At 65.3% G+C, this 25,230-nt stretch carries 25 protein-coding genes; 16 read left to right on the top strand and 9 right to left on the bottom strand.

The features are described from left to right. Positions 1 to 10 precede the first annotated feature (10 nt). Together CDE01S_RS06195 and CDE01S_RS06190 are read right to left on the bottom strand one after the other, a co-directional pair. A complete protein-coding gene (locus CDE01S_RS06195) occupies positions 11 to 2,227 on the bottom strand; it encodes a malate synthase G (protein ID WP_066705148.1) in 2,217 nt (738 codons plus the stop codon). A gap of 56 nt (positions 2,228 to 2,283) precedes the next feature. Then, the gene (locus CDE01S_RS06190; protein ID WP_066705028.1) at positions 2,284 to 2,991 is read right to left on the bottom strand and encodes a haloacid dehalogenase type II; all 708 of its coding nucleotides are present in this window, start codon (positions 2,989 to 2,991) and stop codon (positions 2,284 to 2,286) included. A gap of 152 nt (positions 2,992 to 3,143) precedes the next feature. On the opposite strand from CDE01S_RS06190, the gene CDE01S_RS06185 reads away from it, so the two are divergent. Next, positions 3,144 to 4,052 carry a LysR substrate-binding domain-containing protein gene (locus tag CDE01S_RS06185; protein WP_066705026.1) on the top strand — a complete coding sequence of 303 codons (909 nt, stop codon included), beginning with the start codon at positions 3,144 to 3,146 and terminating at the stop codon, positions 4,050 to 4,052. Positions 4,053 to 4,168: 116 nt separating this feature from the next. Beyond that, complete coding sequence (locus CDE01S_RS06180; protein ID WP_066705024.1) at positions 4,169 to 4,768, top strand: CBS domain-containing protein; 600 nt, start codon at positions 4,169 to 4,171, stop codon at positions 4,766 to 4,768. 87 nt (positions 4,769 to 4,855) lie between these two features. On the opposite strand, the gene CDE01S_RS06175 is transcribed toward CDE01S_RS06180, so the two are convergent. The 6 genes from CDE01S_RS06175 to CDE01S_RS06150 all read right to left on the bottom strand — a co-directional run bounded on the left by CDE01S_RS06175 (position 4,856) and on the right by CDE01S_RS06150 (position 12,000). After that, on the bottom strand, positions 4,856 to 5,842 hold the full coding sequence (locus CDE01S_RS06175; RefSeq protein ID WP_066705022.1) for a tripartite tricarboxylate transporter substrate-binding protein: 987 nt from the start codon (positions 5,840 to 5,842) through the stop codon (positions 4,856 to 4,858). A 163-nt stretch (positions 5,843 to 6,005) separates the two neighbouring features. After that, positions 6,006 to 7,361, bottom strand: coding sequence for an MmgE/PrpD family protein (locus CDE01S_RS06170; protein WP_066705020.1), 1,356 nt, complete (start codon positions 7,359 to 7,361; stop codon positions 6,006 to 6,008). Between the two features lie 2 nt (positions 7,362 to 7,363). Further along, positions 7,364 to 8,542, bottom strand: a complete 1,179-nt coding sequence (locus tag CDE01S_RS06165) for a CaiB/BaiF CoA transferase family protein (protein WP_066705018.1) — start codon at positions 8,540 to 8,542, stop codon at positions 7,364 to 7,366. Continuing rightward, on the bottom strand, positions 8,542 to 9,699 hold the full coding sequence (locus tag CDE01S_RS06160) for an acyl-CoA dehydrogenase family protein (protein WP_066705017.1): 1,158 nt from the start codon (positions 9,697 to 9,699) through the stop codon (positions 8,542 to 8,544). Before CDE01S_RS06160 ends, CDE01S_RS06165 begins: the two co-directional genes overlap by 1 nt. A 132-nt stretch (positions 9,700 to 9,831) precedes the next feature. Beyond that, a complete protein-coding gene (locus CDE01S_RS06155) occupies positions 9,832 to 10,695 on the bottom strand; it encodes an HTD2 family dehydratase (protein ID WP_066705146.1) in 864 nt (287 codons plus the stop codon). A 54-nt stretch (positions 10,696 to 10,749) separates the two neighbouring features. Next, positions 10,750 to 12,000 (bottom strand): GGDEF domain-containing protein, encoded by a 1,251-nt coding sequence (locus tag CDE01S_RS06150; protein ID WP_084382772.1) that lies wholly within the window; start codon positions 11,998 to 12,000, stop codon positions 10,750 to 10,752. Between the two features lie 96 nt (positions 12,001 to 12,096). Here CDE01S_RS06150 and CDE01S_RS06145 point away from each other — a divergent pair, with 96 nt between their 5' ends. Beyond that, entirely contained in the window at positions 12,097 to 13,017 is a 921-nt protein-coding gene (locus CDE01S_RS06145; RefSeq protein WP_066705012.1) for a LysR family transcriptional regulator, read from the top strand. An 86-nt stretch (positions 13,018 to 13,103) separates the two neighbouring features. On the opposite strand, the gene CDE01S_RS19240 is transcribed toward CDE01S_RS06145, so the two are convergent. Beyond that, the gene (locus tag CDE01S_RS19240; protein ID WP_084382771.1) at positions 13,104 to 13,541 is read right to left on the bottom strand and encodes a PsiF family protein; all 438 of its coding nucleotides are present in this window, start codon (positions 13,539 to 13,541) and stop codon (positions 13,104 to 13,106) included. Between the two features lie 156 nt (positions 13,542 to 13,697). Between CDE01S_RS19240 and argS the strand changes: the two genes are divergently transcribed. The 13 genes from argS to CDE01S_RS06075 all read left to right on the top strand — a co-directional run bounded on the left by argS (position 13,698) and on the right by CDE01S_RS06075 (position 25,229). Then, complete coding sequence (argS, locus tag CDE01S_RS06135) at positions 13,698 to 15,383, top strand: arginine--tRNA ligase (protein WP_066705011.1); 1,686 nt, start codon at positions 13,698 to 13,700, stop codon at positions 15,381 to 15,383. Between the two features lie 56 nt (positions 15,384 to 15,439). Next, the gene (locus CDE01S_RS06130; RefSeq protein ID WP_066705010.1) at positions 15,440 to 16,033 is read left to right on the top strand and encodes an SPOR domain-containing protein; all 594 of its coding nucleotides are present in this window, start codon (positions 15,440 to 15,442) and stop codon (positions 16,031 to 16,033) included. Positions 16,034 to 16,110: 77 nt separating this feature from the next. Further along, positions 16,111 to 16,785, top strand: a complete 675-nt coding sequence (locus CDE01S_RS06125) for a thiol:disulfide interchange protein DsbA/DsbL (RefSeq protein ID WP_066705143.1) — start codon at positions 16,111 to 16,113, stop codon at positions 16,783 to 16,785. Between the two features lie 258 nt (positions 16,786 to 17,043). Further along, complete coding sequence (lptA, locus tag CDE01S_RS06120) at positions 17,044 to 17,658, top strand: lipopolysaccharide transport periplasmic protein LptA (protein ID WP_066705009.1); 615 nt, start codon at positions 17,044 to 17,046, stop codon at positions 17,656 to 17,658. A 32-nt stretch (positions 17,659 to 17,690) separates the two neighbouring features. Continuing rightward, the gene (gene lptB, locus CDE01S_RS06115; protein WP_066705141.1) at positions 17,691 to 18,455 is read left to right on the top strand and encodes an LPS export ABC transporter ATP-binding protein; all 765 of its coding nucleotides are present in this window, start codon (positions 17,691 to 17,693) and stop codon (positions 18,453 to 18,455) included. Further along, complete coding sequence (locus CDE01S_RS06110) at positions 18,456 to 20,045, top strand: RNA polymerase factor sigma-54 (protein ID WP_066705004.1); 1,590 nt, start codon at positions 18,456 to 18,458, stop codon at positions 20,043 to 20,045. A gap of 124 nt (positions 20,046 to 20,169) precedes the next feature. After that, positions 20,170 to 21,459, top strand: a complete 1,290-nt coding sequence (locus tag CDE01S_RS06105; RefSeq protein WP_066705001.1) for a THUMP domain-containing class I SAM-dependent RNA methyltransferase — start codon at positions 20,170 to 20,172, stop codon at positions 21,457 to 21,459. Beyond that, positions 21,456 to 21,890, top strand: coding sequence for a putative toxin-antitoxin system toxin component, PIN family (locus CDE01S_RS06100; RefSeq protein WP_066704999.1), 435 nt, complete (start codon positions 21,456 to 21,458; stop codon positions 21,888 to 21,890). The genes CDE01S_RS06105 and CDE01S_RS06100 overlap by 4 nt, the downstream gene beginning before the upstream one ends. An 8-nt stretch (positions 21,891 to 21,898) precedes the next feature. Next, entirely contained in the window at positions 21,899 to 22,699 is an 801-nt protein-coding gene (locus CDE01S_RS06095; RefSeq protein ID WP_066704997.1) for a YecA/YgfB family protein, read from the top strand. Positions 22,700 to 22,731: 32 nt separating this feature from the next. Further along, a complete protein-coding gene (locus tag CDE01S_RS06090) occupies positions 22,732 to 23,133 on the top strand; it encodes a phage holin family protein (RefSeq protein ID WP_066705138.1) in 402 nt (133 codons plus the stop codon). Between the two features lie 22 nt (positions 23,134 to 23,155). After that, entirely contained in the window at positions 23,156 to 23,668 is a 513-nt protein-coding gene (locus CDE01S_RS06085) for a GNAT family N-acetyltransferase (RefSeq protein ID WP_066704994.1), read from the top strand. Between the two features lie 119 nt (positions 23,669 to 23,787). Continuing rightward, complete coding sequence (locus tag CDE01S_RS06080) at positions 23,788 to 24,675, top strand: RNA polymerase sigma-70 factor (RefSeq protein ID WP_066704991.1); 888 nt, start codon at positions 23,788 to 23,790, stop codon at positions 24,673 to 24,675. Between the two features lie 101 nt (positions 24,676 to 24,776). Continuing rightward, positions 24,777 to 25,229 carry a carboxymuconolactone decarboxylase family protein gene (locus CDE01S_RS06075; protein WP_066704989.1) on the top strand — a complete coding sequence of 151 codons (453 nt, stop codon included), beginning with the start codon at positions 24,777 to 24,779 and terminating at the stop codon, positions 25,227 to 25,229. Position 25,230 lies beyond the last annotated feature (1 nt).

Genomic DNA, 25,230 nt, shown 5'->3' with positions numbered 1-25,230 from the left:
CGCATCAGCTTCAGGCCGCCGCTTTCACCTTCAGGCGCCAGGCGTGCAGCAGCGGCTCGGTGTAACCGCTGGGTTGCTCCAGGCCCTTGAACACCAGGTCGGTCGCCGCCTTGTAGGCGAAGGAGGTGTCGAAGTGGCCGGCCATCGGCTTGTACAGCGGGTCACCGGCGTTCTGCTGGTCCACCACGGCGGCCATGCGTTCGAAGGTGGCGCGCACCTGGGCTTCGTTGGTGATGCCGTGCAGCAGCCAGTTGGCGATGTGCTGGCTGGAGATGCGCAGCGTGGCGCGGTCTTCCATCAGGCCGATGTTGTGGATGTCGGGCACTTTGGAGCAGCCCACGCCCTGGTCGATCCAGCGCACCACGTAGCCCAGAATGCCCTGCGCGTTGTTGTCCAGCTCCTGCTGGATCTCTTCCGGCGTCCAGTTGGGCTTGGTGGCCACGGGGATGGTCAGCAGGCCGGTCAGCAGCTTCTCTTCCACCTGCTTGAAGTTCTTGGCGGTGGCCTGCTTCTCCAGCTGCTCCTGCACCTCGGCCACGTTGACCTGGTGGTAGTGCAGTGCGTGCAGCGTGGCGGCGGTGGGCGAGGGTACCCAGGCGGTGTTGGCGCCGGCCTTGGGGTGCACGATCTTCTGCTGCAGCATGGCGGCCATCAGGTCGGGCATGGCCCACATGCCCTTGCCGATCTGGGCACGGCCTTTCAGGCCGCAGGCCAGGCCGACCAGCACGTTGTCCTGCTCGTAGGCGTTGATCCACTCGCTGCCCTTCATGGCGGCCTTGCGGATCATGGGGCCGGCGTGCATGGCGGTGTGCATCTCGTCGCCGGTGCGGTCCAGGAAACCGGTGTTGATGAAGGCCACGCGGCTCTTGGCGGCGGCAATGCAGGCCTTGAGGTTGACGCTGGTGCGGCGCTCTTCGTCCATGATGCCGAGCTTGACGGTGTTCTCCGGCAGGCCCAGCAGCTTTTCCACGCGGTCGAACAGTTCCACCGCAAAGGCCACTTCGGCCGGGCCGTGCATCTTGGGCTTGACGATGTAGATCGAGCCGGTGCGCGAGTTGCGCACGCCGTTCTGCGTCAGGCCCTTCAGGTCATGCAGCGCGATGGTGGTGGTGATGACGGCGTCCATGATGCCCTCATGGATCTCGCTGCCGTTGCCGTACAGGATGGCCGGGTTGGTCATCAGGTGGCCGACGTTGCGCACGAACAGCAGCGAGCGGCCGTGCAGCTTGATCTCTTCACCGTTGGCGCCCTTGTAGACGCGGTCGGCATTCAGGCGACGCACAAAGGTCTTGCCGCCCTTGCTCACTTCTTCGGTCAGCGTGCCCTTGAGGATGCCGAGCCAGTTGTCATAGGCCAGCACCTTGTCGTCGGCATCCACCACGGCCACCGAGTCTTCCAAGTCCAGGATGGTGGACAGGGCGGCTTCCACCAGCAGGTCGCTCACGCCGGCAGCGTCGCTCTTGCCGATGGGGGTGCTGGGGTCGATCTGGATTTCGATGTGGATGCCGTTGTTGCGCAGCAGGACGGCCGAGGGTGCGGCGGCGCTGCCCTGGTAGCCGATGAACTTGTTGGTGTCGGCCAGGAGGGACTTCGTGCCGTCCTTGAGCGCCACGACCAGCTTGCCGCCTTCCACGGTGTACGCCGTGGAGTTGATGTGCGAGCCCTTGGCCAAGGGGACCACGCGGTCCAGCACGTATCGGGCGTACTCGATCACCTTGGCGCCGCGTTTCGGGTTGTAGCTCTTGCCGTCCGGGCCGATCTTGGTGGCGCCCTTGTCTTCAGGCAGGGCATCGGTGCCATAGAGCGCGTCGTACAGCGAACCCCAGCGCGCATTGGCGGCGTTCAGGGCGTAGCGCGCGTTCAGGATCGGCACCACCAGCTGCGGGCCGGCCTGCACGGCGAGTTCGGCGTCCACGTTGGCGGTGTCGCAGCGCACTTCAGCGGGCGCCGGCACCAGGTAGCCGGTCTTTTCCAGGAAGGCGCGGTAGGCCTTCATGTTCTTGATCGGGCCGGGGTTGGCCTTGTGCCAGGCATCCATCTCCAGCTGCAGGCGGTCGCGCTCGGCCAGCAGGGCGGCGTTTTTCGGGCCCAGGTCGTGGGCCAGGGCGTCGAAGCCCTTCCAGAAGTCGGCGCTGCTGATGCCGGTGCCGGGCAGCACCTTGTCTTCGATGAAGCGGTACAGGTTGGTGGCAACTTGCAGGCGCTGGGCCTTGGTGCGTTGGGTCATGGTGTTCAACTCCTCAATCAAAAAATACGAACTCGTTGGGCGCGTTGGGCAACGCTTCATTCAGCCGGGAAAAATCCCAGCACATCGTTCAGGGTGCTGCCGGTGCGCACGGGCTGGGTGCCCAGCTCTTCGAACGGCAGGTCATAACGGTTGACCCACAGGGTCTGATAGCCGTACCAGGTGGCGGCCAGTGCGTCCCAGCTGTTGCTGCTGACAAAGGCGATCTGCCCGGCGCGCAGGCTGGTGGCCTGCTCGCCCAGGGCATACGCCTCGGGGTGGGTCTTGTACTTGCGCACGGCATCGACGCTGATCACGTGATCGAGCAGGCCTTCCAGCCCGGCGCTGCGCACGGCAATGCCCAGCATTTCCGGGTCGCCGTTGGACAGGATGCCGGTCTGGATGCCGCGCGCCTTCAGCGCCTGCAGCACATCGCGGTTTTCCGGGAAGGCGCTCAGGTGCCGGTACTGGTTCATCAACTGCTGCTCCTGCGCCGGCGTGGGCGCCAGCTTCAGGCGCTTGCAGGTGTAGCGCAGGCTGGCCAATGTCAGCGCCCAGAACGGCTGGTAGTGCGCGCCGTCGTTGCTGGCCGTGACCAGGTGGGTGTATTCGATCTGCTTGTCGCGCCAGAGCCGGCTCAGGGCCTCGCCCCGGCCCGGAAACAGCTGCTCCGCCGCCAGTCCGACGCTGTAGACGTCGAACAGCGTGCCGTAGGCGTCAAACAGGACGGCCTGCGGCTGGGCGTGGCTGGGGCGGATTTTTTCCATGCCGTAACTGTATTTGATACTTGCGCAGCCATTAATACCCAAAACATCCGTTAATTCGGCACAAAAAGGATGGAATCCGTCATCGTCCTGACTCGGGAGGGCTGGGCATAATCGCCCAAACTCCCACTTTCGCCTTCTGCCCCCACGCCGCCATGTCCCTGCCTTTTGATCTGGTTGACCTCCGGCTGATGGTGCGCATTGCCGAATCGAACAGCCTGACCCGGGGCGCCGAGGCGGCCCACATGTCGGCGCCGGCGGCCAGTACCCGTATCAAGAATATCGAGGAAGGCCTGGGCGTCAAGCTGCTTTTCCGCACCTCGCAGGGCGTCACGCTCACTCCCCCCGGCCAGGCCTTTGTGCACCATGCGCGGCTGGTGCTGGGCCAGCTGGAACACCTGCGCGGCGACCTGCAGGAATATGCCAGCGGCATCAAGGGCCACTTGCGCGTGTTTGCCAACACCACGGCACTGGGCGAGTTCCTGCCGCCCGTCTTGCGCCGTTACCTGCTGGCGCACCCCGATGTGAATGTGGACCTGCAGGAGCGCTTGAGCCACGACATCGTGCGTGCCGTGTCCGAAGGGCAGACCGACATCGGCATCGTCGCTGGCCTGGTGCGCACGGAAAATTTGCAGGTGCTGCCCTACCGGCGCGACCGTCTGGTGCTGGTGCTGCCGCGCGAGCATGCGCTGGCCGGTGCGGCGGCCGTGGCCTTTGCCGACACGCTGGACTTCGACCACATCGGCCTGGCCGAGAGCAGCGCCATCCGCGCTTTCCTGCAGCAGATCTGCGACGGGCTGGAGCGGCCCATGAAACAACGCATCCAGGTCAGCAACTTCGAGGCCGCCTGCCGCATGGTGGAGGCGGCAGTCGGCGTGGCCATCCTGCCGGAGTCCGCCGCGCGCCGCCATGCGCAGACCATGGCCATTGCCATCGTGCCGCTGGCCGATGCCTGGGCCGAACGCGCGATGCAGATCGTGGTGCGTAGCCTGGACGCGTTGCCGGCTTATGCACGCGAGCTGGTGGAACTGCTGGTGGACGATGCGCGGCAGGCGCCGGCCTGAGGCCTTGCGTCGGCACTGCTACGTAATTTCACGCATCTGATTCGCACGGCCGGGCCGGAACTAAGGCCGGCACAGGCCATCCAACCGCCCACTCAAACAACGAGGAGGGCCAGACCATGCAGGTAGAACAGCAGTACGGGCGCTTGTCGCAGGCGCTTGTGTCACCCGAAGGATGTCATCTGCTGGAGGCGTTCAATCCGCCGCCGGTGACGATGGGGTCGCCGGCGGTCGATGTCATGACCGATCTGGCCAAGATCCCGGCCGCCACCATCGGCGCCGAGGCCACTCTGGAGGAGGCCAACCGCTCGATGCTGGCGCGCGGTGTCCGGCTGCTGGTCGTGGCCGACGATGATGGCCGGATCACCGGTCTGGTGACAACGGTGGACATCCACGGCGAGAAGGCCATGCGGGTGGCCCAGGCGCGCCAGACGGCGTACTCCGAACTGCGCGTGGCCGAGGTGATGGTGCCGGTGGAGAAGGTGGAGGCACTCAGTTTCGACGTGGTGCGCAAGGCCACCGTCGGCAACATCGTGGCCACACTCACCGCCGATGGCCGGGCCCATGCGCTGGTGCTGGATCGCACGCATGGCGGCCGGCAGGTGTTGCTCGGCATCTTCTCGGTGACCCAGATCGCACGCCAGCTCGGCCAGCCCATCCATACCTACGAGGTGGCGCAGACCTTTGCCGAAATCGAGGCGGTGCTGGCATCGGCTTGAGCGATGTGCCGGTGACCAGGACCGGGCTATGCGCGAAGAAAAACGCCGGGCAAGCCCGGCGTTTTTTTATGGTGCGTGACGCGCCGATCAGTCGGCGAACTGCCCTGCGGCGCGGATGGCTGTGCCCCACTTCTGCACTTCCGATGTCAGCCAGGCGCGCTGGCCTTCCGGGGTCTGGCGTGACTCGGGCGCAATCTCGCCGCCGAGGTCGGCCATGCGGCTGACAAAAGCGGGGTCTTTCATGGCGGTGCGCATGGCATCGCCGAACTTCTCGATCACGGCGGCGGGTGTGCCCTTGGGGGCATAGACACCGTGCCAGACGATCACCTCGAAGTCCTTGATGCCGCCTTCGTTCAGCGTGGGTGCGTCTGGCAGGGCCTTGATGCGCTGCTTGGTGGTAACGCCGTACATCTTCACGGTACCGGCCTTGATGTGCGGCACGGTGTTGGTGGTCTGGTCGCACAGCAGGTCGACCTGGCCGCCCAGCAGCGCATTGAGCGCCGGGCCGGTGCCCTGGAAGGGCACGGTGGTCAGGGTCACGCCCAGCGCCTGCTGGAACAGCGTGCCGCACAGGTGCGACACCGCGCCCAGGCCGGCATTGGCCAGGTTGAGTTTGGCCGCGTTGGCCTTGACGAAGGGCACCAGCTCAGCCGTGTTCTTCGGTGGCAGGTCCTTGCGGCCCAGCAGCGTCATGGGCACGTCCACCACATTGCCCACGTGCTCGAAATCGGTCACCGGGTTGTAGGCCAGCTTGCGGTACAGGGCTGGCGCGGTGGCCATGCCGTTATGGTGGATCAGGAAGGTATAGCCGTCGGGGGCGGCCTTGCTCACATAGCTGGGGGCGATGGTGCCGCCGGCACCGGTCTTGTTCTCCACCACCACGCTCTGCCCCAGGGTCTTGGTCATGCCGGCGGCCAGGGTGCGGGCCACGATGTCGGTTGGTCCGCCGGCGGAGAAGGGCACCACCAGGGAAACGGGTTTGGCCGGGTAACTCTGGGCGTTGGCGATGCCGGCAGCCAGGGTCAGGCTGGCGGCGATGGTGGCGAGAGTGAAAGTTCTACGTTGGAAAGGCATGGTTTGTCGTCCTCTTTGGTATGGGTCAGTTGAAAACTCCCTCGTGCTCAGTCGTCTTTTGTGTTTTATGTGGTTTCAATCCTCGTTCAGGTCGTGCCAGGGGGCAAGCCGGGTCATCCCTAGGTCATGAAGGCCACGCCCGTCGGCACGCAAGCGCACCGGTTCAGGGCCGCAGCCGGCCGACCTGCGGCGCGTCAGCCATGGCCCACAGCCGCGTCATGGCGGTACGCATCTCCGCCTCACTGGCGCCACCGTGGTACAGCGCCAGGCGTAGTGCCTTGTCTTCCAGTTCGGCGCGGCTGAGCGTGTTGCCCGGGTCGCCCTTGGGTTCGTCCACGCGTCCGTGCAGCACACGGCCATCGATCGTCTCCACGCGCACCTTACCGATCCAGCGCGCCGGGTAGGCGCTGTCGACTTCGGGGTCGAGTTCCATCACCACCTTGTCGTGGAAGCTCACCACCTCACCGGCCTTGAAGCTGGCGTCGAATTCACTCAGGCCCGCGCGGCCCAGCACGGCGACGAGACCGAGCACTGTGCCCATGCTGAACTTGCTCTGGTGCACGGTCTGCGGGTCGGTCACCGGCCCCAGCACGTCAATGGCGCCTTGATGCACCAGCGCGGTGACGTGCTTCACGTCGCTCGCTGTCAGTGCGTGCTGCTGCAGCACCTGCTGCAGTGCATCGGCCGCCGGGTGTGTGTGGCGGCAGGAGGCGTGGAACTTGAACGAGGTCTCGGCCACGGTCCAGCGCGTGCCGAGCCCGTCGGTGAGTTTGCTGATGTCGGCATCGCTCGACATGCCGGCGGCCATGCCCTGCGGTCCTTCGAGGATGCGGCGCGCGCCGGTGAAGCCTTTGTGCGCGAGATACGCCGCGGTGAGGCCGGCGCCCGCTGCGTGCGCGGTGTGCAGCTGCTTGGAGTCCGCCGCGTCGCGCAGGAATTCCCACAGGCCGGCCGACTGTGTGCCGGCCGAGCCGAAGGCATGCAGCATCTGCTCCGGGTTCAGCTTGAGCAGATGGCCCACCGCAGCCGCGGCGGCCAGCGTGCCGGCGGTGCCGGTGGTGTGGAACACCTTGTAGTGCGAGCGGCCGAGGAATTCACCGACGCGGATGCCGACCTCATAACCGGCCACGCAGGCGGTCAGCAGTTCCTTGCCGCTGCGGCCCAGCGCCTGCGCCACAGCCAGTGCGGCCGGGAACACCACCGTGGCCGGGTGGAACACCGAGCCGTTGTGCACATCGTCCTGCTCCGCCACGTGCGAGGCGGCGGCATTGGCCATGGCGGCCAGCAGCGGGCTGCTGGTCTTGCGATGGATCAGGATTTCGCTCGGGCCGTCCTGCGGTCCCATGCTCTCGACGAAGGTCGCCAGGATCTCGACCGCGCGGGCGTTCTTGCCGGCGAGACAGGAGCCGAACCAGTCGAGCAGCAGGTCTTCGGTGCGGCGGATGACGGACGCGGGAATGGTCTCGAAGGTCAGCGTGGCGGCAAATTCGGCCAGGGCGGCTGAAGAGGGTGCGGTCATGGTCAGATGGCCTTGTCGTTCTTGAGTTGTTCGATGGCAGCCGCGCCGTAACCCAGCTCGCGCAGGATGGCCTCGCTGTGCTGGCCGACGGCAGGGATGGGGTCCATACGCACATGCGCTTCGTCAGCTGCGCCGGGCGGTAGTAACGCGGGCACCGGGCCCACGGGTGTGCTGACCTCGGTCCAGCGCTGTCGCGCCTGCAATTGCGGGTGCACCCAGAGGTCGGCCATGGTGTTGACCTGGGCGTTGGCGATGCCGGCTTCTTCCAGCCGTTCGATCACCTGCGCTGCCGTCAACTTGCCGAATTCGGTTTCGATGATCTGGCGCAGCGGCGCGCGCGCCGCCGAGCGCTTGGCGTTGGTGTCAAAGCGTTCGTCCTTCGTCAGCGCGGGCTGCAGCAACACCTTGTCGCAGAACACAGCCCATTCACGCTCGTTCTGCAGCCCCAGCATCACGCTCTTGCCGTCGCCGGCGGCAAACGGCCCATAGGGGTAGATGGTGGCGTGCGAGGCGCCGGCGCGCGGCGGCGGGCTGGCGCCATCAAATGCGTAGTACATCGGAAAGCTCATCCACTCCGCCATGCTCTCCAGCATCGACACATCAATGCGCCGGCCCAAGCCGGTCTTGCCGCGCTGGATCAGCGCCGTGAGGATGTTGCTGTAGGCATACATGCCGGCGGCGATGTCGGCAATCGAGCAGCCGGCCTTGGCCGGCTCGTCGGGCGTGCCGGTGACGGAGAGGAAGCCGGCCTCGCTCTGGATCAGCAGGTCGTAGGCCTTCTTGTCACGGTAGGGGCCGCTGTCGCCATAACCCGAGATGTCGCAGACGATGAGACGCGGGTACTTCTCGTGCAGCGCCTCGAACGACAGGCCCATGCGCGCGGCAGCTCCGGGCGCGAGGTTCTGCACCAGCACGTCGGCTTGGGCCAGCAGCTTGTCCATGATCTCGCCGGCTTTTCCGTGTTTGAGGTCGAGCGCCAGGCTTTCCTTGGAGCGGTTGGTCCAGGTGAAGTGCGAGGACAGGCCGTTGACGCGGCTGTCATAGCCGCGAGCAAAGTCGCCCACCTCGGGCCGTTCCACCTTGATGACGCGCGCGCCCTGGTCGGCCAGCTGGCGCGAACAGAAGGGCGCGGCAATGGCATGTTCCAGCGCAACGACGGTGATGCCTTCGAGCGGTTTCATCAAAAACTCCTCGGCAGGCCGAGGAGGTGCTCGGCCACGTAAGAGAAGATCATATTGGTCGAGATCGGCGCCACCTGGTACAGGCGCGTCTCGCGGAACTTGCGCTCGATGTCGTATTCGCAGGCGAAGCCGAAACCGCCGTGGGTCTGCAGGCACACATTGGCCGCTTCCCAGCTGGCCTTGGCCGCCAGGTACTTGGCCATGTTGGCCTCGGCGCCGGCGTTCTGATGTGCGTCAATCTTCTCGCAGGCCTTCCAGCGCATCAGGTTGGCGGCCTCCAGTTCGATGAAGGTTTCTGCGATGGGGAACTGCACACCCTGGTTCTGGCCGATGGGGCGACCGAACACCACACGCTCGCCCGCGTACTGGCGGGCCCGGTCGATGAACCAGTAGCCGTCGCCGATGCACTCGGCGGCGATGAGCGTGCGCTCGGCGTTCAAACCATCGAGCAAGGTCTTGAAGCCCTTGCCCTCCTCGCCCAGCAGGGCGTCCTCGGGAATTTCCAGGTTGTCGAAGAACAGTTCGTTGGTCTCGTGGTTGACCATGTTCAGGATGGGGCGCACCGTAAGCCCATTGCCGATGGCCTGGTGCAGGTCGATCAGGAAACACGACAGGCCTTCGGAGCGCTTCTTCACCTGGTCCGCCGGCGTGGTGCGCGCCAACAGGATCATCAGGTCGCTGTGCTGGATGCGCGAGATCCAGACTTTCTGGCCGTTGATGACCCAGCGGCCGTCCTTGCGCACCGCGCTGGTCTTGAGCTGGGTGGTGTCGCTACCGGTGGTGGGTTCGGTCACGCCCATGGACTGGATGCGCAGCTCGCCGGTGGCGATCTTCGGCAGGAACTTCTCCTTCTGCGCCTTGGAACCGCTGCGCACGATGGCGTTCATCACGTACATCTGGCCGTGGCAGGCGCCGGAGTTGCCGCCCGAGCGGTTGATCTCTTCCATGATGACGGAGGCCTCGGCCATGGACAGGCCGGAGCCGCCATATTCCTGCGGGATCAACGCGGCCATCCAGCCGGCTTTGGTGAGGGCGTCGACGAATTCCTCGGGGTAGGCGCGACGTTCGTCGATCTTGCGGTGGTATTCGTCAGGGAACTGCGCGCAGAGGTCGCGCACGGCGTCACGGATGTCCTGGTACTTGTCGGTCGTGTTCATCGGTGTGGGTTCATCTTGAGGGGGCGAGAAATCCGGGGCAGCCGTGGAACCGGCTTAGCCGGGCCACTGGCTGCGCCCCCCTCCCGCCGTAGGCGAGAGAGGGGGGAGACGCGCAGCGTCTCAGGGGGTGCTTCATATTTCAGCCGTGGCCTGCATGGTGAGCCAGCCCTCGTGGTCGCGGCCCCAGAGCGTGACGGTCTGACCTTCGACCTTGCCGCAGACGGTGAAGGGATGGATGTCGAAGGTCGGGCGCACGGCCTTGAAGCTGAAGCGCTTCACGACGGCGTCGGGCAGGTGGCGGCGCAGCAGGTCCAAAAGCAGGGTGGCGATCAGCGGCCCGTGCACGATCAGGCCGGGATAGCCTTCGACGCCGGTGACGTAACTGCGGTCGTAGTGGATGCGGTGGCCGTTGAAGGTCAACGCCGAGTAGCGAAACAGCAGTACCGGGTCGGGCACGATCTCGCGGCTGAACTGCTCGTCGCGCGGCGCCGGCGTGGGCTCGGGTTGTGGCGCATCCGGCGCGGGCGCATCGCGGTAGACGATGTCGTGCTCTTCGCTGAGGGCCAGACCCTGCGCGTTGCTGAACGCATGGCGCACGCAGACGAACACCAGTGCACCGCTGCGGCCGTGTTTCACCGTCACGTCCTGGATGGTGGAGGTGCGCGTGACGGTTTCGCCCACGCGCAGCGGCTGCAGGAAGTCGAGCCGGCCACCGGCCCACATGCGCCGCGGCAGCGGCACCGGTGGCAGGAAACCGCCGCGTTTGGCGTGGCCGTCAACGCCGAGTTCGCTGTGGCGCGTCAGCGGTGTGAAGTAGAGCCAGTGCCACAGCGGCGGCAGCGCGGTGCCGGCCTGCGGCAGCGGGTCGTCGCGGTCCAGCGTGGCCGCGAGGGCGGCCACCGGTGTGGCGGTCAGGTTGTCGGTGCGGGATTCCTGGCGGCCGATCCAGTCGCGCAGGTGGGTCAGGTCGGGTGGGGGCGCAGCATGTGGTTCCATGGCGCCATGATGCGGCATCCGTGCGGATGCCGCCATTCGTATTTGGGGAAGGGGCTATTCGCCGGCTATTAAGGCCGGGGCCGCCATGACGCAGTTGCGCCCGGCATGCTTGGCGGCATACAAGGCCTCGTCGGAGCGCGCCACCACGGCGTCGGCGTTTTCCATCGGCTGCAGCTGGGCGGTGCCGATGGAGATGGTGATCTGGAAGGTCGTTCCCTCCACATCAAACACCATGGCGGCAATGGCCAGGCGCAGTCGCTGCGCCGCCATGATGGCTTCGTCCAGCGTGGTCTGCGGCATGAGCACGATGAACTCCTCGCCACCCCAGCGGCCGAACAGGTCGGTTTCGCGCAACTGGGTCTGCGAAACGGCGGCCAGCCGGCGCAGCACTTCGTCGCCGACCGCATGGCCGTACTGGTCGTTGACGCGCTTGAAGAAGTCGATGTCCATCATCAGCACGCAGAAGTTGTCGTGGCGACGGTGCAGGCCCTTGATGAGGCGGCGCAGTTCCGCCTCGATGTGGCCGCGCCGGAAGGCGCGGGTCAGGCCGTCGCGCACCGCCAGTTCGCTGAGCTCCCGGTTACGGTTTTCCAGTTCCTCCGATTGCTGGCGCAACTGTTCCTTGATGTTGCGTTCCTCGGCGAGCGAGGCGTTCAACTGCGCCAGCAGCTGCTTGCGGTTGAGCCGTGCCGTGATCCATTCGCGAGTGCGCCGGTATTCGCCGCGGCTGCGCACCAGCAGCATGAAGGCATAGATCACAAAGCCGATCGGTACGATCGGGTAGCGCTGCAGAAACGCCGGATACTGCACCGACAGCACCGCCAGGGTGCCGCCCACCAGAACGAGTAGGAAGCCGCCAAACAGACGGATATCGATGCCGATGGAGCTCAGCATGAACGTGCTCAGGCCGATGAGGAAGATCAGGTGCAGGTAGAACGGCATCCCCAGCTCGTTGGCATCCAGCAGGGCAAAACTGATGACCCAACCCAAGGCCAGCGTGACCGTGCCCAGCCATTGGTGAAGGTACCAGCGCTGGCGGGTGTGCGTCTCCGGCTGTTGCAAGTAGTGTTGTGCGATCCACAGGCGGTAGATCTGAACGGCCACCAGGCTGCCGATCCAGAACAGCAGGAGCGGAAGCGCATGAGCGTCGATATGCAGCCAGGCCAGCAGGAAGATGGGCAGAAAGCCGAGCAGTGTGGATTCACGGCCACGGACATACAGCTCATGCAGCATGTCCGTGCGGATCTGGCTTTCGGTGGCCGATGCCGGGGCATCAGGACCAGAGAGATTTTGAGCAGAATTCATTCATAAGTACCGACTTAACTCGTTATTCTCCCAAAACCAATCTAATTTTGCAATAAATCTTTCCATTACCTATTATTAAGGTGATAATCCAGGGCCATGGACAAGCTCAAGCAAATGGAATCCTTCGTTTCGGTGGCCACCCGCGGCAGCCTGACAGCTGCCGCCAACGCCGAAGGCGTGGCTCCGGCCATCATGGGGCGTCGGCTCGATGCGCTGGAAGGGCGCCTGGGGGTCAAGCTGCTGGTACGCACCACCCGCCGCATCACACTGACGCATGAGGGTAGCGCCTTTCTGGAAGATTGTCAGCGTCTGCTGGCCGATGTGGCCAATGCTGAAGCCAGTGTTTCCGCCGGCGGCGTCAAGGCCAGCGGCCACCTGCGCATCACGGCGCCGGCCGGCTTCGGTCGCCGCCATGTGGCACCGCTGATCCCGAAATTCCGTGAGCTGCATGCGGACGTGACGATCTCCCTCAACCTGAGCGACCGGGTGGTGGACATTGCCGGCGAAGGCTACGACTGCGCCGTGCGTGTGGGCGACATGCCGGACTCCTCGCTGGTGAGTGTGCGCCTGGCCGACAACCGCCGCCTGTGCGTGGCCACGCCCAAGTTCCTCAAACAGCACGGCACACCACAGCACCCGCAGGACCTGGCCCGTCTGGACTGTCTGGTGCTGTCCAGTGATGCGTCACAAACGCGCGGCTGGGCTTTCAAGGTGCCCAAGGAAGGCGATACCAGCGAGGTGATCCATTTCAAGCCCAACGGTCCGATGGACTGCTCCGACGGGCAGGTGTTGCACGACTGGTGCCTGGCCGGCTATGGCCTGGCCTGGCGCAGCACCTGGGAGGTGGATGCCGAAATCGCGGCGGGCCGGCTGGTGGAGGTGTTGCAGGAATATGCGGCGCCGCCCAACGGCATCTACGCCGTTTTCCCGCAGCGCAAGCATCTGCCCTTGCGGGTGCGGCTGTGGGTTGACTTTCTCAAGCACCACTACAGCCAGAGCGGCTTCTGGCAGAGCTGAGGCGCCAGTTCCCCGGCCAATGAAAAACCCCGTCCAGTCCATGACTGACGGGGTTTTGTTTTGCACCGGGCGGTGCAACGAAGAGCTTATTTGCTCTTGAGGCACTCGCTCATGAATTTCTTGCGCTCGTCGCCCTTCTTGTCCTTGGCGTCCAGATTGCACTGCTTCATGCGTTCCTGCTGGGCGGTTTTCTTGTCGTCGGCAGCCGGCTCGGCAGGTTTGCCGCTCAGGCAACTGCTCATGAACTTCTTGCGCTCTTCGCCTTTCTTGTCCTTGGCGTCCTGGTTGCATTGCTTCATGCGCTCCTGCTGGGCCGTCCGCTTGTCGGCCGCCTCGGCGTGTTCGGCGCTCAGGCACTCGCTCATGAACTTCTTGCGTTCATCACCCTTGCGGTCCCCGGCTTCCTTGTTGCAGACCGTCATCTTGCTTTGTTGGGCCGTTGGCGCCTTCTTGTCGTCAGCGGCATGGGCGGCACCAAGGGCCAGGGTCAGGCCAAGGGCCAGTGTTGTCATCAGTTTTTTCATGCTGTGTTTCCTCTGGAGTGGATGGGTTTCGGATCAATCACGCGACGCATTCCAGCACAGAACGGGGCGGGTAGCAAACCCGCTGACAAACGGTAACAGCCCGCATTCAGGGCGGTTCCTGCCGGGATGGCCGTCGCCTCGTAAAATCACCCCCCTATGTTGTCTGTCAAAAATGAACTGCTCCAGGCGCTCGCCGCCGTGTTGGAGCAAACCCTGCCCGGCGCGGGTGCCAAGGCCGCTTTCGAATCCCCGAAAGTGGCGGCGCACGGCGATCTGGCGACCACGGCCGCCATGCAGCTGGCCAAACCCCTGAAGCAGGCGCCGCGCCAGGTGGCAGAGAGCCTGCGCAGTGCCATGCTGGCCACCCCGGCATTCCAGACCTGGGTCGATGCCATCGACATCGCCGGCCCCGGCTTCATCAATATCAAACTCAAGCCCGCCGCCAAGCAGCAGGTGGTGCGCGAGGTGCTGGCCGACGGCGAGCGCTTCGGCAACCGGCCTGCCAGGGATCAGCGCATGATGGTCGAGTTCGTCTCGGCCAACCCGACCGGCCCGCTGCACGTGGGCCATGGTCGCCAGGCGGCGCTGGGTGATGCCATCTGCAACCTGTTCCAGACCCAGGGCTGGGACGTGTACCGCGAGTTCTATTACAACGATGCCGGCGTGCAGATCCAGACGCTGGCCAACAGTGTGCAGCTGCGCGCCAAGGGCTTCAAGCCGGGTGATGCCGAGTGGCCGGAAGCCGCCTACAACGGCGACTACATCGCCGACATCGCGGCCGACTTCCTGGCGAAGAAGACCGTGCACTCTGATGACCGCGAGTTCACCGCCAGCGGCGACGTGAACGACCTGGACGGCATGCGCCTGTTTGCCGTCGCCTACCTGCGCCACGAGCAGGACCTGGACCTCAAGGCCTTCGCCGTCAAGTTCGACAACTACTACCTGGAGTCGAGCCTGTACACCAGCGGCAAGGTGGACGATGCGGTGCGCCGCCTGCGCGAAGCCGGCAAGACCTACGAGCACGACGGCGCGCTGTGGCTCAAGTCGACCGACTACGGCGACGACAAGGACCGCGTCATGCGCAAGGGCGATGGCAGCTACACCTACTTCGTGCCGGACGTGGCCTACCACATCACCAAGTGGGAGCGCGGCTTCCAGAAGGTGGTGAACATCCAGGGCACCGACCACCACGGCACCATCGCGCGTGTGCGTGCCGGCCTGCAGGCCGCCGGTGTCGGCATCCCGGAGGGTTTTCCCGACTACGTGCTGCACACCATGGTGCGTGTGGTGCGCGGCGGCGAAGAGGTGAAGATTTCCAAGCGCGCCGGCAGCTACGTGACGCTGCGCGACCTGATCGACTGGACCTCCAAGGACGCGGTGCGTTTCTTCCTGCTCAGCCGCAAGCCGGACACCGAATACACCTTCGATGTCGATCTGGCCATCACACAGAACAACGAGAACCCGGTGTACTACGTGCAGTACGCGCATGCGCGCATCTGCTCGGTGCTGGCAGCGTGGCGCGAGAAGGAAGGCGGCGATGTGGCGTCGCTGAAGGCCGCCGACCTGTCGGCACTTGACAGCCCGCAGGCGCAGGCCCTGATGCTGCAGCTGGCCAAGTACCCCGAGATGCTCACCGCCGCCGCGGCCGACTTCGCGCCGCACGACGTGACCTTCTACCTGCGCGACCTGGCTGCCAGCTACCACAGCTATTACGATGCCGAGCGCATCCTGGTGGATGACGAAGCGGTCAAGCGCGCGCGGCTGGCGCTGGTCGCGGCCACGGCACAGGTGCTGCACAATGGCCTGGCCGTGCTGGGCGTGAGCGCCCCGCAGAAGATGTGAGCCAGATGGCTGACAAGACAACACGTTCCATGGAACACCGGAGACAAGGGCTAGGCATGAAACAGCAACGCGGCGGAACCATTCTGGGTTTCATCATCGGCATGGTCGTCGGTCTCGGTGTCGCCCTGGGGGTGGCGGTGTACGTGACCAAGGTGCCGGTGCCCTTCCTCAACAAGGGGCAGAGTCGCGGCCCGGAGCAGGATGCTGCCGAAGCCAAGAAAAACAAGGACTGGGACCCCAACGCGCCGCTGTACGGCAAGAACCCGGCCAAGCCGGCTGCCGCACCGGCCGCTGCTGCGTCGGCGCCTGCAGCAGCCAAGGCCGAGACCAAGGTGGAAGGCAAAACCGAAGCCAAGCCGGCCGTGACGGCCGACCCGCTGGGCGATCTGGCCAAGGCCAAGACCGCGGCCGATCCGTTTGCCTATTTCGTTCAGGCGGGTGCTTTCCGTACAGCGGAAGATGCCGAGAGCCAACGCGCCAAGCTGTCGCTGGCGGGCGTGGAAGCCAAGGTGTCGGAGCGCGAGCAGTCCGGCCGCATGGTGTACCGCGTGCGTGTCGGCCCGTTCGACAAGCGCGACGAGGCCGAGCGCACCAAGGACAAGCTCGATGGTGCCGGCTACGAGACGGCCCTGGTGCGCGTGCAGCGCTGAGCCCGGTTCGCAGCACCCCGGTTTGAACTTTTGCTGCCGGGCTCTGTCTCATTCGCATTCACAAGGAGTTGCTGAAGATGAAGCGTCGTGATTTTTCCCTGGCCTGCGGTTCCACCCTGGCGGCCGGTACCTGGCTGATGTCTGCGGCCCAGGCCCAGACCACCACCCCGGCCCAGGTGCAGGGCAAGCGCCCCGAGGCAGGCAAGGAATACCTGCCGCTGGACAAGCCGGCAGGGGTGGAGGCACCGGCCGGCAAGATCGAGGTGGTCGAGTTCTTCTGGTACAACTGCCCGCACTGCAATGCCTTCGAGCCGACCTTTGAGGCCTGGAGCAAGCGGGCACCGAAGGATGTGGTGATCCGGCGTGTGCCGGTGGCCTTCCGTAGCGACTTCGGTCCGCAGCAGCGCCTGTATTACGCGCTGGAAGCCATGGGCCTGGTGGAGCAGCTGCATGCCAAGGTGTTCTACGCCATTCATGTGGAGCGCAAGCGCCTGGACCAGCCCGAAGCCATCATCAACTGGGTGAGCCAGCAGGGGGTCGACAAGGCCAAGTTCACCGACCAGTTCAACGCCTTCAGCACCGCTTCCAAGGCCACGCGCGCCACGCAGCTGATGAACGCCTACAAGGTCGAAGGCGTTCCGGCCATGGGCGTGGCCGGCCGGTTCTACACCGATGGCACCATGGCCAAGGGCATGGAACATGTGCTGCAGGTGGTGGAATATCTGGCGGGCGAAGTGCGCAAGGGCCGCTGAGCCTCTGCTTTCCGGCTGAGGAAAAGCCCGCATCTGCGGGCTTTTTTTGCATCCCGCCCCGTGTTTGCTGCGCAAACCGCTATCAAATTCATAGTGAATCAGGCCAGCTGACACGCCCCGGACATCGCCGCCGCCTGGGCGCAGGGCGGCCCCGGCCTCATGGGCGCGGCTTGCAATTCGCGCCAACACGCGGGAACAGTCATCCCTGCCCGCTACAATCCAAGGCAAGCCCTTGCAGCAAGATTCGTGCCTTTCTTTATGAACCATCCCTTTCCTCAGCTCCTGCTCTGTGTCGCCTGCGCACTCGGGGCTGGCATGGCCAGCGCCGAGAAAGCTGACAAGAACAAGCCGATGAACATCGAGTCCGATGCCTTGCGCTACGACGACCTCAAGCAGACCAGCGTGTTCACCGGCAACGTAGTCCTGACCAAGGGCACCATCGTCATCCGCGGCGCGCGGGTCGATGTTCGGCAGGACCCCGAGGGTTACCAGTTCGGCGTGGCCACGGCCGAGCCGGGCAAGCGGGCCTTTTTCCGGCAGAAGCGTGAAGGGGTGGACGAGTACATCGAAGGCGAAGGCGAGACCATCGAATACGACGGCAAGACCGACATCGTCAAGTTCATCAAGAAGGCCGAGATGCGCCGCCTGCGTGGCGCCACACTGGCCGACGAGACCACCGGCGACATCATCGTCTACGACAACAACACCGATGTCTTCACGGTCGATGGCGGCGCCCCCAAGGGCACGACCGGTGGCCGCGGCCGCGTGCGCACCATGTTGACGCCCAAGCAGGACAAGGCAACGCCACCGGCCGTGCCGGAGCGCGGCCCGACGCTGCGCGCCACGACCACGCTGGGCGAGGAGAAGAAGTGAGCGACACGGCAGCGACGGCGCAAGACAGCGGCATGACGCAAGTGCAGGACACGACGCAGAGCAAGCTCGAGGCGCGGCACCTGAAGAAGTTCTACGGCAGCCGCGAGGTCGTCAAGGACGTCTCGCTCACGGTGCGCAAGGGCGAAGTGGTGGGATTGCTGGGCCCCAATGGTGCCGGCAAGACGACTTCGTTCTACATGATCGTCGGGCTGGTGCGTGTCAGCGCCGGCGACATCACCATCGACGGCCAGTCGGTCGAGCACATGCCGATCCACCGCCGCGCGCGCCTGGGGCTGAGTTATCTGCCGCAGGAGGCCTCGATCTTCCGCAAGCTCAACGTGGAAGACAACGTGCGTGCCGTGCTCGAGCTGCAGCAGGACGAGAGCGGCAAGTCGCTGGGCACCGAAGAGATCGAACGCCGTCTGACCAGTCTGCTGCAGGACCTGCGGGTGGACCATCTGCGTGCTTCGCCGGCGCTGGCCCTGTCGGGTGGCGAGCGGCGCCGCGTCGAGATCGCCCGTGCGCTGGCCACCCAGCCGCGTTTCATCCTGCTGGACGAGCCGTTTGCCGGCATCGACCCGATTGCGGTGATCGAGATCCAGCGCATCATCAGTTTTCTGAAGTCGCGCGGCATTGGCGTGCTGATCACCGACCACAACGTGCGCGAGACGCTGGGCATTTGTGACCACGCCTACATCATCAGCGACGGCCATGTGCTGGCGCAAGGCACGCCGACCGAGATCGTGGACAACGTCGATGTGCGCCGGGTCTACCTCGGCGAACACTTCAGGATGTAGATGAAACAGGGGCTGTCCCTCCGGGTTTCACAACATCTGGCGCTCACGCCGCAGCTGCAGCAATCGATCCGATTGCTGCAGCTGTCCACGCTGGAGCTGAGCCAGGAAGTCGAGCAGATGCTCGACGACAACCCCTTTCTGGAACGCGCGCAGGAAGAGGCGCCGCGCGAGGAGTTCGGCCTCGATCGGGCCGACACACCGGTCTCGCAGGGCGAGCAGGAGGCGGAATTTGCTATCAATTCGGTAGCTGCCGACGCATATGATTCGGTCTCCACGGCCTCAAATGACGTTGAGACAGCACCGCTGTCGGGTGACGAGGCGCCCGATTGGGAAGGCGACGGCAGTGTGGACATGTCGCCCGACGACAGCGAGTGGGGCGGCGATGCGCCGGCCCGCAACGGCGCGCATGAGGATGACGAGGCCGATGCCACCGAACTGGCGCGCAGCCAGGTGTCGCTGCAGGACTTCCTGCACCGCCAGGCGCTGACCCTGCGCCTGAGCGAGGAAGACCGCGCCGCGCTGCGTTTCCTGATCGAGTCGCTCAACGACGACGGTTATCTGGAGGACACGCTCGAATCGCTGGCGCAGGGGCTGGCCGGCGAGGACGCCGAGCAGGTCGAGGAGCTGGTGCACCACTTCACCGTGGCGCGGCACCTGCTGCAAAGCCTGGAGCCCACCGGTGTGGGCGCGCGCAACCTGGCGGAATGCCTGACCCTGCAGTTGCAGGCTTTGCAGCAGGTTCATGGCGAAACTGCACCGCGGCCTGAAGTGCTGGCGCTGGCCTTGCGGGTCTGTGCCCAGCCGATGGAGCTGCTGGCGCGGCGTGACACGCGCCGGTTGGCACAGCTGTGTGGCGGCACCGAGGTGCAGGTGCGCGAGGCACTGGCGCTGATTGCGCGGCTGGAGCCCAAGCCGGGCCGGCGTTTCGTCAATGTGGAGCGCAACGTCATCGTGCCCGATGTGCTGGTGACCAAGGTCGGCAGCGGCACGCAGACCCGCTTCCGCGTCCAGCTCAACCCCGACGTCATGCCGCGCCTGCGCGTGCACGACATCTACGCCAATGCGCTCAAGGGCCACAAGGCCACCGGCCGCGACGCCGACAACTACGCCGCCCTGCAGCAGCGCCTGCAGGAGGCGCGCTGGTTCATCAAGAACATCCAGCAGCGCTTCGACACCATCCTGCGTGTTTCCAGCGCCATCGTCGAGCGGCAGAAGAACTTCTTCATGCACGGCGAGCTGGCCATGCGCCCGCTGGTGTTGCGCGAGATCGCCGACGAGCTCGGCCTGCACGAGTCCACCATCAGCCGCGTCACCACCGCCAAGTACATGGCCACGCCTTTCGGCACCTTCGAGCTGAAGTACTTCTTCGGCTCCGGCCTGGGCACCGAGTCGGGCGGCAATGCATCGAGTACGGCAGTGCGCGCGCTCATCAAACAGTTCGTGGCCGCCGAGAGCCCGAAAAAACCCTTGTCCGACAACCAGATTTCCGACATGCTCAAGGAACAGGGCATTGAATGCGCGCGCCGGACGGTGGCCAAATACCGCGAGGCTTTGAAAATCGCCCCGGCAAACCTGAGAAAGGCGCTATGAGCGCCTCCACCCCCAGGCTGCGCGCCCTGCGGTCGCTTCGCCACCCCCCTCCTGCTGCGCGGAGGGGGCGCACCCAGCGGCCCGGCGGAGCCGGTTCCGCAGGTGCCCCTGTGAGGAATATCGTGTGAATCAACTGACTCTCTTTCTCCCCTGCGCCGCTGGCGTCGAGGACTATCTGGCGCCCGAGATCCTGCGCATCACGGGCTTGCCGCCGGGCTGCATCACCAAGCAGCGTGGCGGGGTGGCGGTGCGCACCTCGTTTGCGCACGCCATGCTGCTCAACCTCTACAGCCGGCTGGCGCAGCGCGTGCTGGTGCTGGTGTCCTACACCGAGTACCGCAACGAGCAGGACCTGTACCGCGCCGCCATGGCGGTGCCTTGGGAGCAGTGGTTCACGCCCAGGGAAAGCATCAAGGTCGAGATCACGGCCCAGCACAGCCCGCTGACCTCGCTCAACTTTGCGGCGCTGAAGGTGAAGGACGCGGTCTGTGACCGCTTCCGCGAAACCTCCGGCGGCGTGCGCCCCGATGTGAACACCCAGTGGCCCGATGTGCGCATCTACGCCCACCTGACCACCGACAGCTGTTCGCTTTACATCGACACCTCGGGCGAGCCGCTGTTCAAGCGCGGCTGGCGCGAGGACAAGGGCGATGCACCGCTGAAGGAAACCCTGGCCGCCGCCATGATTGCCGCCAGCGGCTGGGCCGACGGCGACGGTGACCTGCAACCGCTGTACGACCCCTGCTGCGGCAGCGGCACCGTGGTGATCGAAGCCGCGCAGATTGCCTGCAACATCGCGGCCGGTTCGCTGCGTCGTTTTGCCTTCGAGAAATACCGGCCTTTCCGTGCCCAGGAGTGGGCCGCCATGAAGGCCGAGGCCGCGCAGGCGGTGGTCAAGCCCGAGCCGGGCCAGGCCACGCTGATCTTCGGCAGCGATGTGTCGCACCGCATGGTGGACTTCGCGCAGCGCAATGCCGAACGCGCCGGCGTGGCCGACGTGATCGAGTTCCGCGGCGGCGACGCGCTGCAACGCATGCCGCCCATCGATGTGCCGGGTGTGATGCTGGTCAACCCGCCCTATGGTGAACGGATCGAGGCTGGCGGTTTTGCCGGCACGGCCCGCTTCGGCGCGCGTGAACTGCCCGCCACCGAAGCCGGTGGCGAGGGGGGCGGTGACGGCGCTGAATTCTTCAGCAAGCTCGCCACCCACTGGAAGAAAAACTACACCGGCTGGACCGCCTGGGTGCTGACGCCCGACCTGAAACTGCCGGGCAAGATGCGCCTGAAGGAATCGCGCCGGGTGCCGATGTGGAACGGCCCGCTGGAGTGTCGCCTGTTCAAGTTTGAAATGATCAAGGGCTCGGCACGCGAGAAAGCCGGCGAAAAAGTGGCTGCGAAGCCGAGCGCGACATGATCGTCCTCGACACCAACATCGTGCTCGACCTGTTCGTCTTCGACGACCCGGCCGTGTTGCCGCTGAAGGACGCGCTGCAGACGCAGCAGTTGCAGTGGATTGCCACACCCGCCATGCGTGAAGAACTCGCGCGCGTGCTGGCCTACAAGCAGATCGTGCCGCGCCTGGCCTACTACCAGCGCAGCGCGGTTGACGTGCTGGCGACCTTCGACCGTCTGGTCAAGGTGGTGGACGTGGCACCCAAGGCGCCCGTGACCTGCAAGGACGCCGACGACCAGAAGTTCATCGACCTGGCCGTGGCCCACAAGACCCCGCTGCTGAGCAAGGACCACGCCGTGCTTTGCATGGCAAAACGGCTGCTGGCCCTTGATGTATATGCGCAAACAGCTACTAGTTTTGTAGCAAATCTGATCCCCGAACCCATTGCCTGAGACCGACCATGAGCCAGACCCCCGCCGCTGCCAACCCCGAACCCTTGGGCTCGGAAGCCTTCGACGAACTCGAAGCCATCCTCGACGAGCTGCGCACGCGCGACGACGAAATCCCGCAGTGGGAATTCTGCGAAGGCGCCATGGCCGCATTGATCTGCTGCCGCCGCGCCATCCCGCCGCAGGAGTATTTCCCCATGCTGCTGGGTGGTGACGAAGGCACCGAGGTGTTTGCCGATGCGACGCAGCGCGAGCGTTTCATGGCGCTGTGGGCGCAGCGTTGGCGCGAGGTGGCTGTCTCGCTGGAAGCTGAGGTCGAGAGCCTGGAAGACGACGCGGCCTACCAGCCCGAGATCATGGACGTGCGCGGTGCGGTAGCGGTCTTGCCGCCGGCGGAGCGCGCCGCCTTCGAGGCCGAGCACGGTGACGAGCCGCTGCCGTCTTTCGCCCAGGTGTGGGCGCTGGGTTTCATGTTCGTGGTGGAGAACTGGCCCGAGGAGTGGGCCGCACCGCGCGACAAGGACGCCGCCAAGTGGCTCGACGCCTCGCTGCAGGCCATCGTCGCCATGACGGAAGACGATACAGGAGAGCCGGCGATTTCCCCCTTCGGCGACGACAGCCCGCCGTCGGTGAGCGTGGCGCGCCTCAACGCCTTCGGCGAAGCCGTCTGGGCGGTGTACGACTTGTACGAAATCTGGCGCAACATCGGTCCGCGCGTGGAAACCATTCGCAAGGAAGCCACACCCGGCCGCAACGACCTTTGCTACTGCGGCAGCGGCAAGAAGTACAAGAAGTGCCACGGCGCCACCTGACCTGAAGACCCAGACACTGAAGGAGCACGATGATGACGCACAACCTCTGGCCCTTTCTGCTGCACTGGGGCATCACCGCCGTTTCGCTCTGGGTGGCCAGCCACCTCTTCAGCGGCATCCGCTTCGCCAGCGCCGGTGCACTCGTCGTCTCGGCCCTGCTGCTGGGCCTGGCCAACGCGCTGGTCAAACCGCTGCTGATCCTGCTCACGCTGCCGCTGACCTTCCTCACCTTCGGCCTGTTCCTGCTGGTCATCAACGCGCTGGTGCTGCTGCTGGTCTCGGCCCTGGTGCGCGGTTTCACCGTCACCGGCTTCTGGACCGCCTTCTTTGCCAGCATCTTCATCACCGTGTTCAGTTTCATCATCGGCGCCTTTGTGGCCGGCGGCAGCGCGGAGTACACCATCCAGATGCCGCACAGCGGCATGTGGCTCTGAACCTTTGGGGCGGCCGCGTGTGATGCATCCCACCCTGACCATTCGCGACGAAACCCCCGCCGACATCGAGGCCATCACCGCCGTGACGGTGGCCGCCTTCCAGACGCTGGACATCAGCCACCACACCGAGCACTTCATCGTCCAGGCCCTGCGCGCCGCGCACGCGCTCACCCTGTCGCTGGTGGCGGAACTGGACGGCCGCGTGGTCGGCCACATCGCCTTCTCGCCGGTCACGCTGTCCGACGGTACCGCCGGCTGGTACGGTCTTGGCCCGGTCTCGGTGCTGCCCGCGCTGCATCGTCAGGGCATCGGCTCAGCGTTGATCAAAGAGGGTCTGCGCCGCCTGCAGGCGCTGGGCGCCAGAGGCTGCTGCCTCGTCGGTCATCCCGCGTATTACGGCCGTTTCGGTTTCCAGAACCCGGTCGGGCTGGGCCATGAGGGGGTGCCGCCCGAGGCCTTTTTTGCGCTGGTCTTCGACGGCCGCATGCCGCAGGGCACGGTGACGTTTCACGAGGGCTTTAAGGCAGATCACTGACCGGTGCACGCCGAAGGGGGCTGCGCCGCATTCCTGATGGTTTTTCTGCCACCGACCCTGTCACAAACCGGACCCTTGCCGCGTCTAAGGCTGACAACGTACCATCCTTGCACGCCGTCATGAGTTCCAACGTCTCCCCCGTTGATCCCGATGCCTTCGCCACGCTGCGGCCGCGGCTGTTTGCCATTGCCTACCGCATGCTCGGCACGCGTGCCGATGCCGAGGATGTGTTGCAGGACGCCTGGCTGCGCTGGCATCAGGCCGACCAGGCCGCGCTGCAATCGGCCGAGGCCTGGCTCGTGACCGTGGTGACGCGGCTGGCCATCGACCGGCTGCGTGCTGCCAAGACCGAGCGCGAGGCCTATGTCGGCTGGTGGCTGCCGGAGCCCCTGGTGGAGCTGGACGAGCGCACGCCGGAAGCGGCGGCCGAACTGGCGGGGGAGTTGTCTGTGGCGCTGCTCTGGGTGCTGGAGCGCCTGTCGCCTGAAGAGCGCGCCGCTTTTCTGCTGCGGCAGGTGTTCGATCACGACTATGACGAGATCGCGGTCTTGCTGGGCAAGAGCGAAGCGGCCTGCCGCCAGATGGTGCATCGCGCCGCCGAGCGGCTGCAGCAGGAGCGGCCGCGCTTTGAGGTGCCCAAGGATGCCCATCAACGGTTGGTCGCGCGTTTCATGCTCGCTGCGCGCAGCGGGGAGCGCGAAGCGATCAAGGATCTGCTGGCCGACAACGTGCAGCTCGTCGGCGACGGCGGCGGCAAGGTGCCGTCGTTCATGAAGATTCTGCGCGGCGCACACCGCATCGCCAACCTGTACTGGGCGCTGTGGAAGAAGAACCCGGGTCGGGTGGTCTATCGCATGGCGCAACTCAACGGCGAACCCGGTCTGCTGCGCTATGTCGATGGCCGGCTCGAATCGGCGCAGGCCTTCGTGACCGATGGTGAGCGCATTGTGGCGATCTACGCCGTGCGCAATCCGGACAAGCTGACCGGCATTCCCCTGATGCAGTGAGCCACGCTGTCACAAACGCGTGTTGTGGTGCGTCTTGAGTGCATGGAGGGCTGCATGGGGCGGCCGTCCGGAACCTTGACTCTGTACCGAAAGGTCGCGCCATGACGCACACTGCCCGTCTTCCTTACCCACAACTCGCTCCCAAGCCTTTCCAGGGCCTGCTCAACCTGTCTGCCACTGTTCACAAGAGCGGACTCGGCAGCCGCCTGCTGGATCTCGTGTTCCTGCGCGCGTCGCAGATCAACGGCTGCGGCTTCTGCATCGACATGCACTGGCGCGATCTGGTGGCGCAAGGCGCCGACCCGCGCCATCTCAATGCCGTGGCCGGCTGGCGCGAAGCGCCGTTCTTCAGCGAGCGCGAGCGCGCCGCGTTGCGCTGGACCGAGATCGTTACCGCGATCCCGCACAGCGATGCGAGTGACGAAGAGTTCGAACACCTGCGCGCGCATTTCTCGGACGCGGAAATCGCGGAAATCGGTTTCGCCATCGTGACCATCAACGCGTGGAACCTGCTCAACGTCAGTTTGCGCAACCCTATACCGGAAAGCGCCTAGT

The organism is Curvibacter delicatus NBRC 14919, from assembly GCF_001592265.1.
Classification (GTDB): domain Bacteria; phylum Pseudomonadota; class Gammaproteobacteria; order Burkholderiales; family Burkholderiaceae_C; genus Hylemonella; species Hylemonella delicata.
This window is presented reverse-complemented; position numbering and strand designations above follow the sequence as displayed.

Excerpts from the sequence above, each read along its gene's own strand:
- CDE01S_RS06150 (WP_084382772.1), bottom strand. The coding sequence starts at position 12,000 with ATGAATTCTGCTCAAAATCTCTCTGGTCCTGATGCCCCGGCATCGGCC.
- CDE01S_RS06110 (WP_066705004.1), top strand. The coding sequence starts at position 18,456 with ATGAAACAGGGGCTGTCCCTCCGGGTTTCACAACATCTGGCGCTCACG.
- CDE01S_RS06100 (WP_066704999.1), top strand. The coding sequence starts at position 21,456 with ATGATCGTCCTCGACACCAACATCGTGCTCGACCTGTTCGTCTTCGAC.
- CDE01S_RS06190 (WP_066705028.1), bottom strand. The coding sequence starts at position 2,991 with ATGGAAAAAATCCGCCCCAGCCACGCCCAGCCGCAGGCCGTCCTGTTT.
- CDE01S_RS06165 (WP_066705018.1), bottom strand. The coding sequence starts at position 8,542 with ATGAAACCGCTCGAAGGCATCACCGTCGTTGCGCTGGAACATGCCATT.
- argS (WP_066705011.1), top strand. The coding sequence starts at position 13,698 with ATGTTGTCTGTCAAAAATGAACTGCTCCAGGCGCTCGCCGCCGTGTTG.
- CDE01S_RS06095 (WP_066704997.1), top strand. The coding sequence starts at position 21,899 with ATGAGCCAGACCCCCGCCGCTGCCAACCCCGAACCCTTGGGCTCGGAA.
- CDE01S_RS06180 (WP_066705024.1), top strand. The coding sequence starts at position 4,169 with ATGCAGGTAGAACAGCAGTACGGGCGCTTGTCGCAGGCGCTTGTGTCA.
- CDE01S_RS06155 (WP_066705146.1), bottom strand. The coding sequence starts at position 10,695 with ATGGAACCACATGCTGCGCCCCCACCCGACCTGACCCACCTGCGCGAC.
- lptB (WP_066705141.1), top strand. The coding sequence starts at position 17,691 with ATGACGCAAGTGCAGGACACGACGCAGAGCAAGCTCGAGGCGCGGCAC.
- CDE01S_RS19240 (WP_084382771.1), bottom strand. The coding sequence starts at position 13,541 with ATGAAAAAACTGATGACAACACTGGCCCTTGGCCTGACCCTGGCCCTT.
- CDE01S_RS06160 (WP_066705017.1), bottom strand. The coding sequence starts at position 9,699 with ATGAACACGACCGACAAGTACCAGGACATCCGTGACGCCGTGCGCGAC.
- CDE01S_RS06090 (WP_066705138.1), top strand. The coding sequence starts at position 22,732 with ATGACGCACAACCTCTGGCCCTTTCTGCTGCACTGGGGCATCACCGCC.
- CDE01S_RS06085 (WP_066704994.1), top strand. The coding sequence starts at position 23,156 with ATGCATCCCACCCTGACCATTCGCGACGAAACCCCCGCCGACATCGAG.
- lptA (WP_066705009.1), top strand. The coding sequence starts at position 17,044 with ATGAACCATCCCTTTCCTCAGCTCCTGCTCTGTGTCGCCTGCGCACTC.
- CDE01S_RS06170 (WP_066705020.1), bottom strand. The coding sequence starts at position 7,361 with ATGACCGCACCCTCTTCAGCCGCCCTGGCCGAATTTGCCGCCACGCTG.
- CDE01S_RS06080 (WP_066704991.1), top strand. The coding sequence starts at position 23,788 with ATGAGTTCCAACGTCTCCCCCGTTGATCCCGATGCCTTCGCCACGCTG.
- CDE01S_RS06185 (WP_066705026.1), top strand. The coding sequence starts at position 3,144 with ATGTCCCTGCCTTTTGATCTGGTTGACCTCCGGCTGATGGTGCGCATT.
- CDE01S_RS06195 (WP_066705148.1), bottom strand. The coding sequence starts at position 2,227 with ATGACCCAACGCACCAAGGCCCAGCGCCTGCAAGTTGCCACCAACCTG.
- CDE01S_RS06130 (WP_066705010.1), top strand. The coding sequence starts at position 15,440 with ATGAAACAGCAACGCGGCGGAACCATTCTGGGTTTCATCATCGGCATG.
- CDE01S_RS06075 (WP_066704989.1), top strand. The coding sequence starts at position 24,777 with ATGACGCACACTGCCCGTCTTCCTTACCCACAACTCGCTCCCAAGCCT.
- CDE01S_RS06175 (WP_066705022.1), bottom strand. The coding sequence starts at position 5,842 with ATGCCTTTCCAACGTAGAACTTTCACTCTCGCCACCATCGCCGCCAGC.
- CDE01S_RS06125 (WP_066705143.1), top strand. The coding sequence starts at position 16,111 with ATGAAGCGTCGTGATTTTTCCCTGGCCTGCGGTTCCACCCTGGCGGCC.
- CDE01S_RS06145 (WP_066705012.1), top strand. The coding sequence starts at position 12,097 with ATGGACAAGCTCAAGCAAATGGAATCCTTCGTTTCGGTGGCCACCCGC.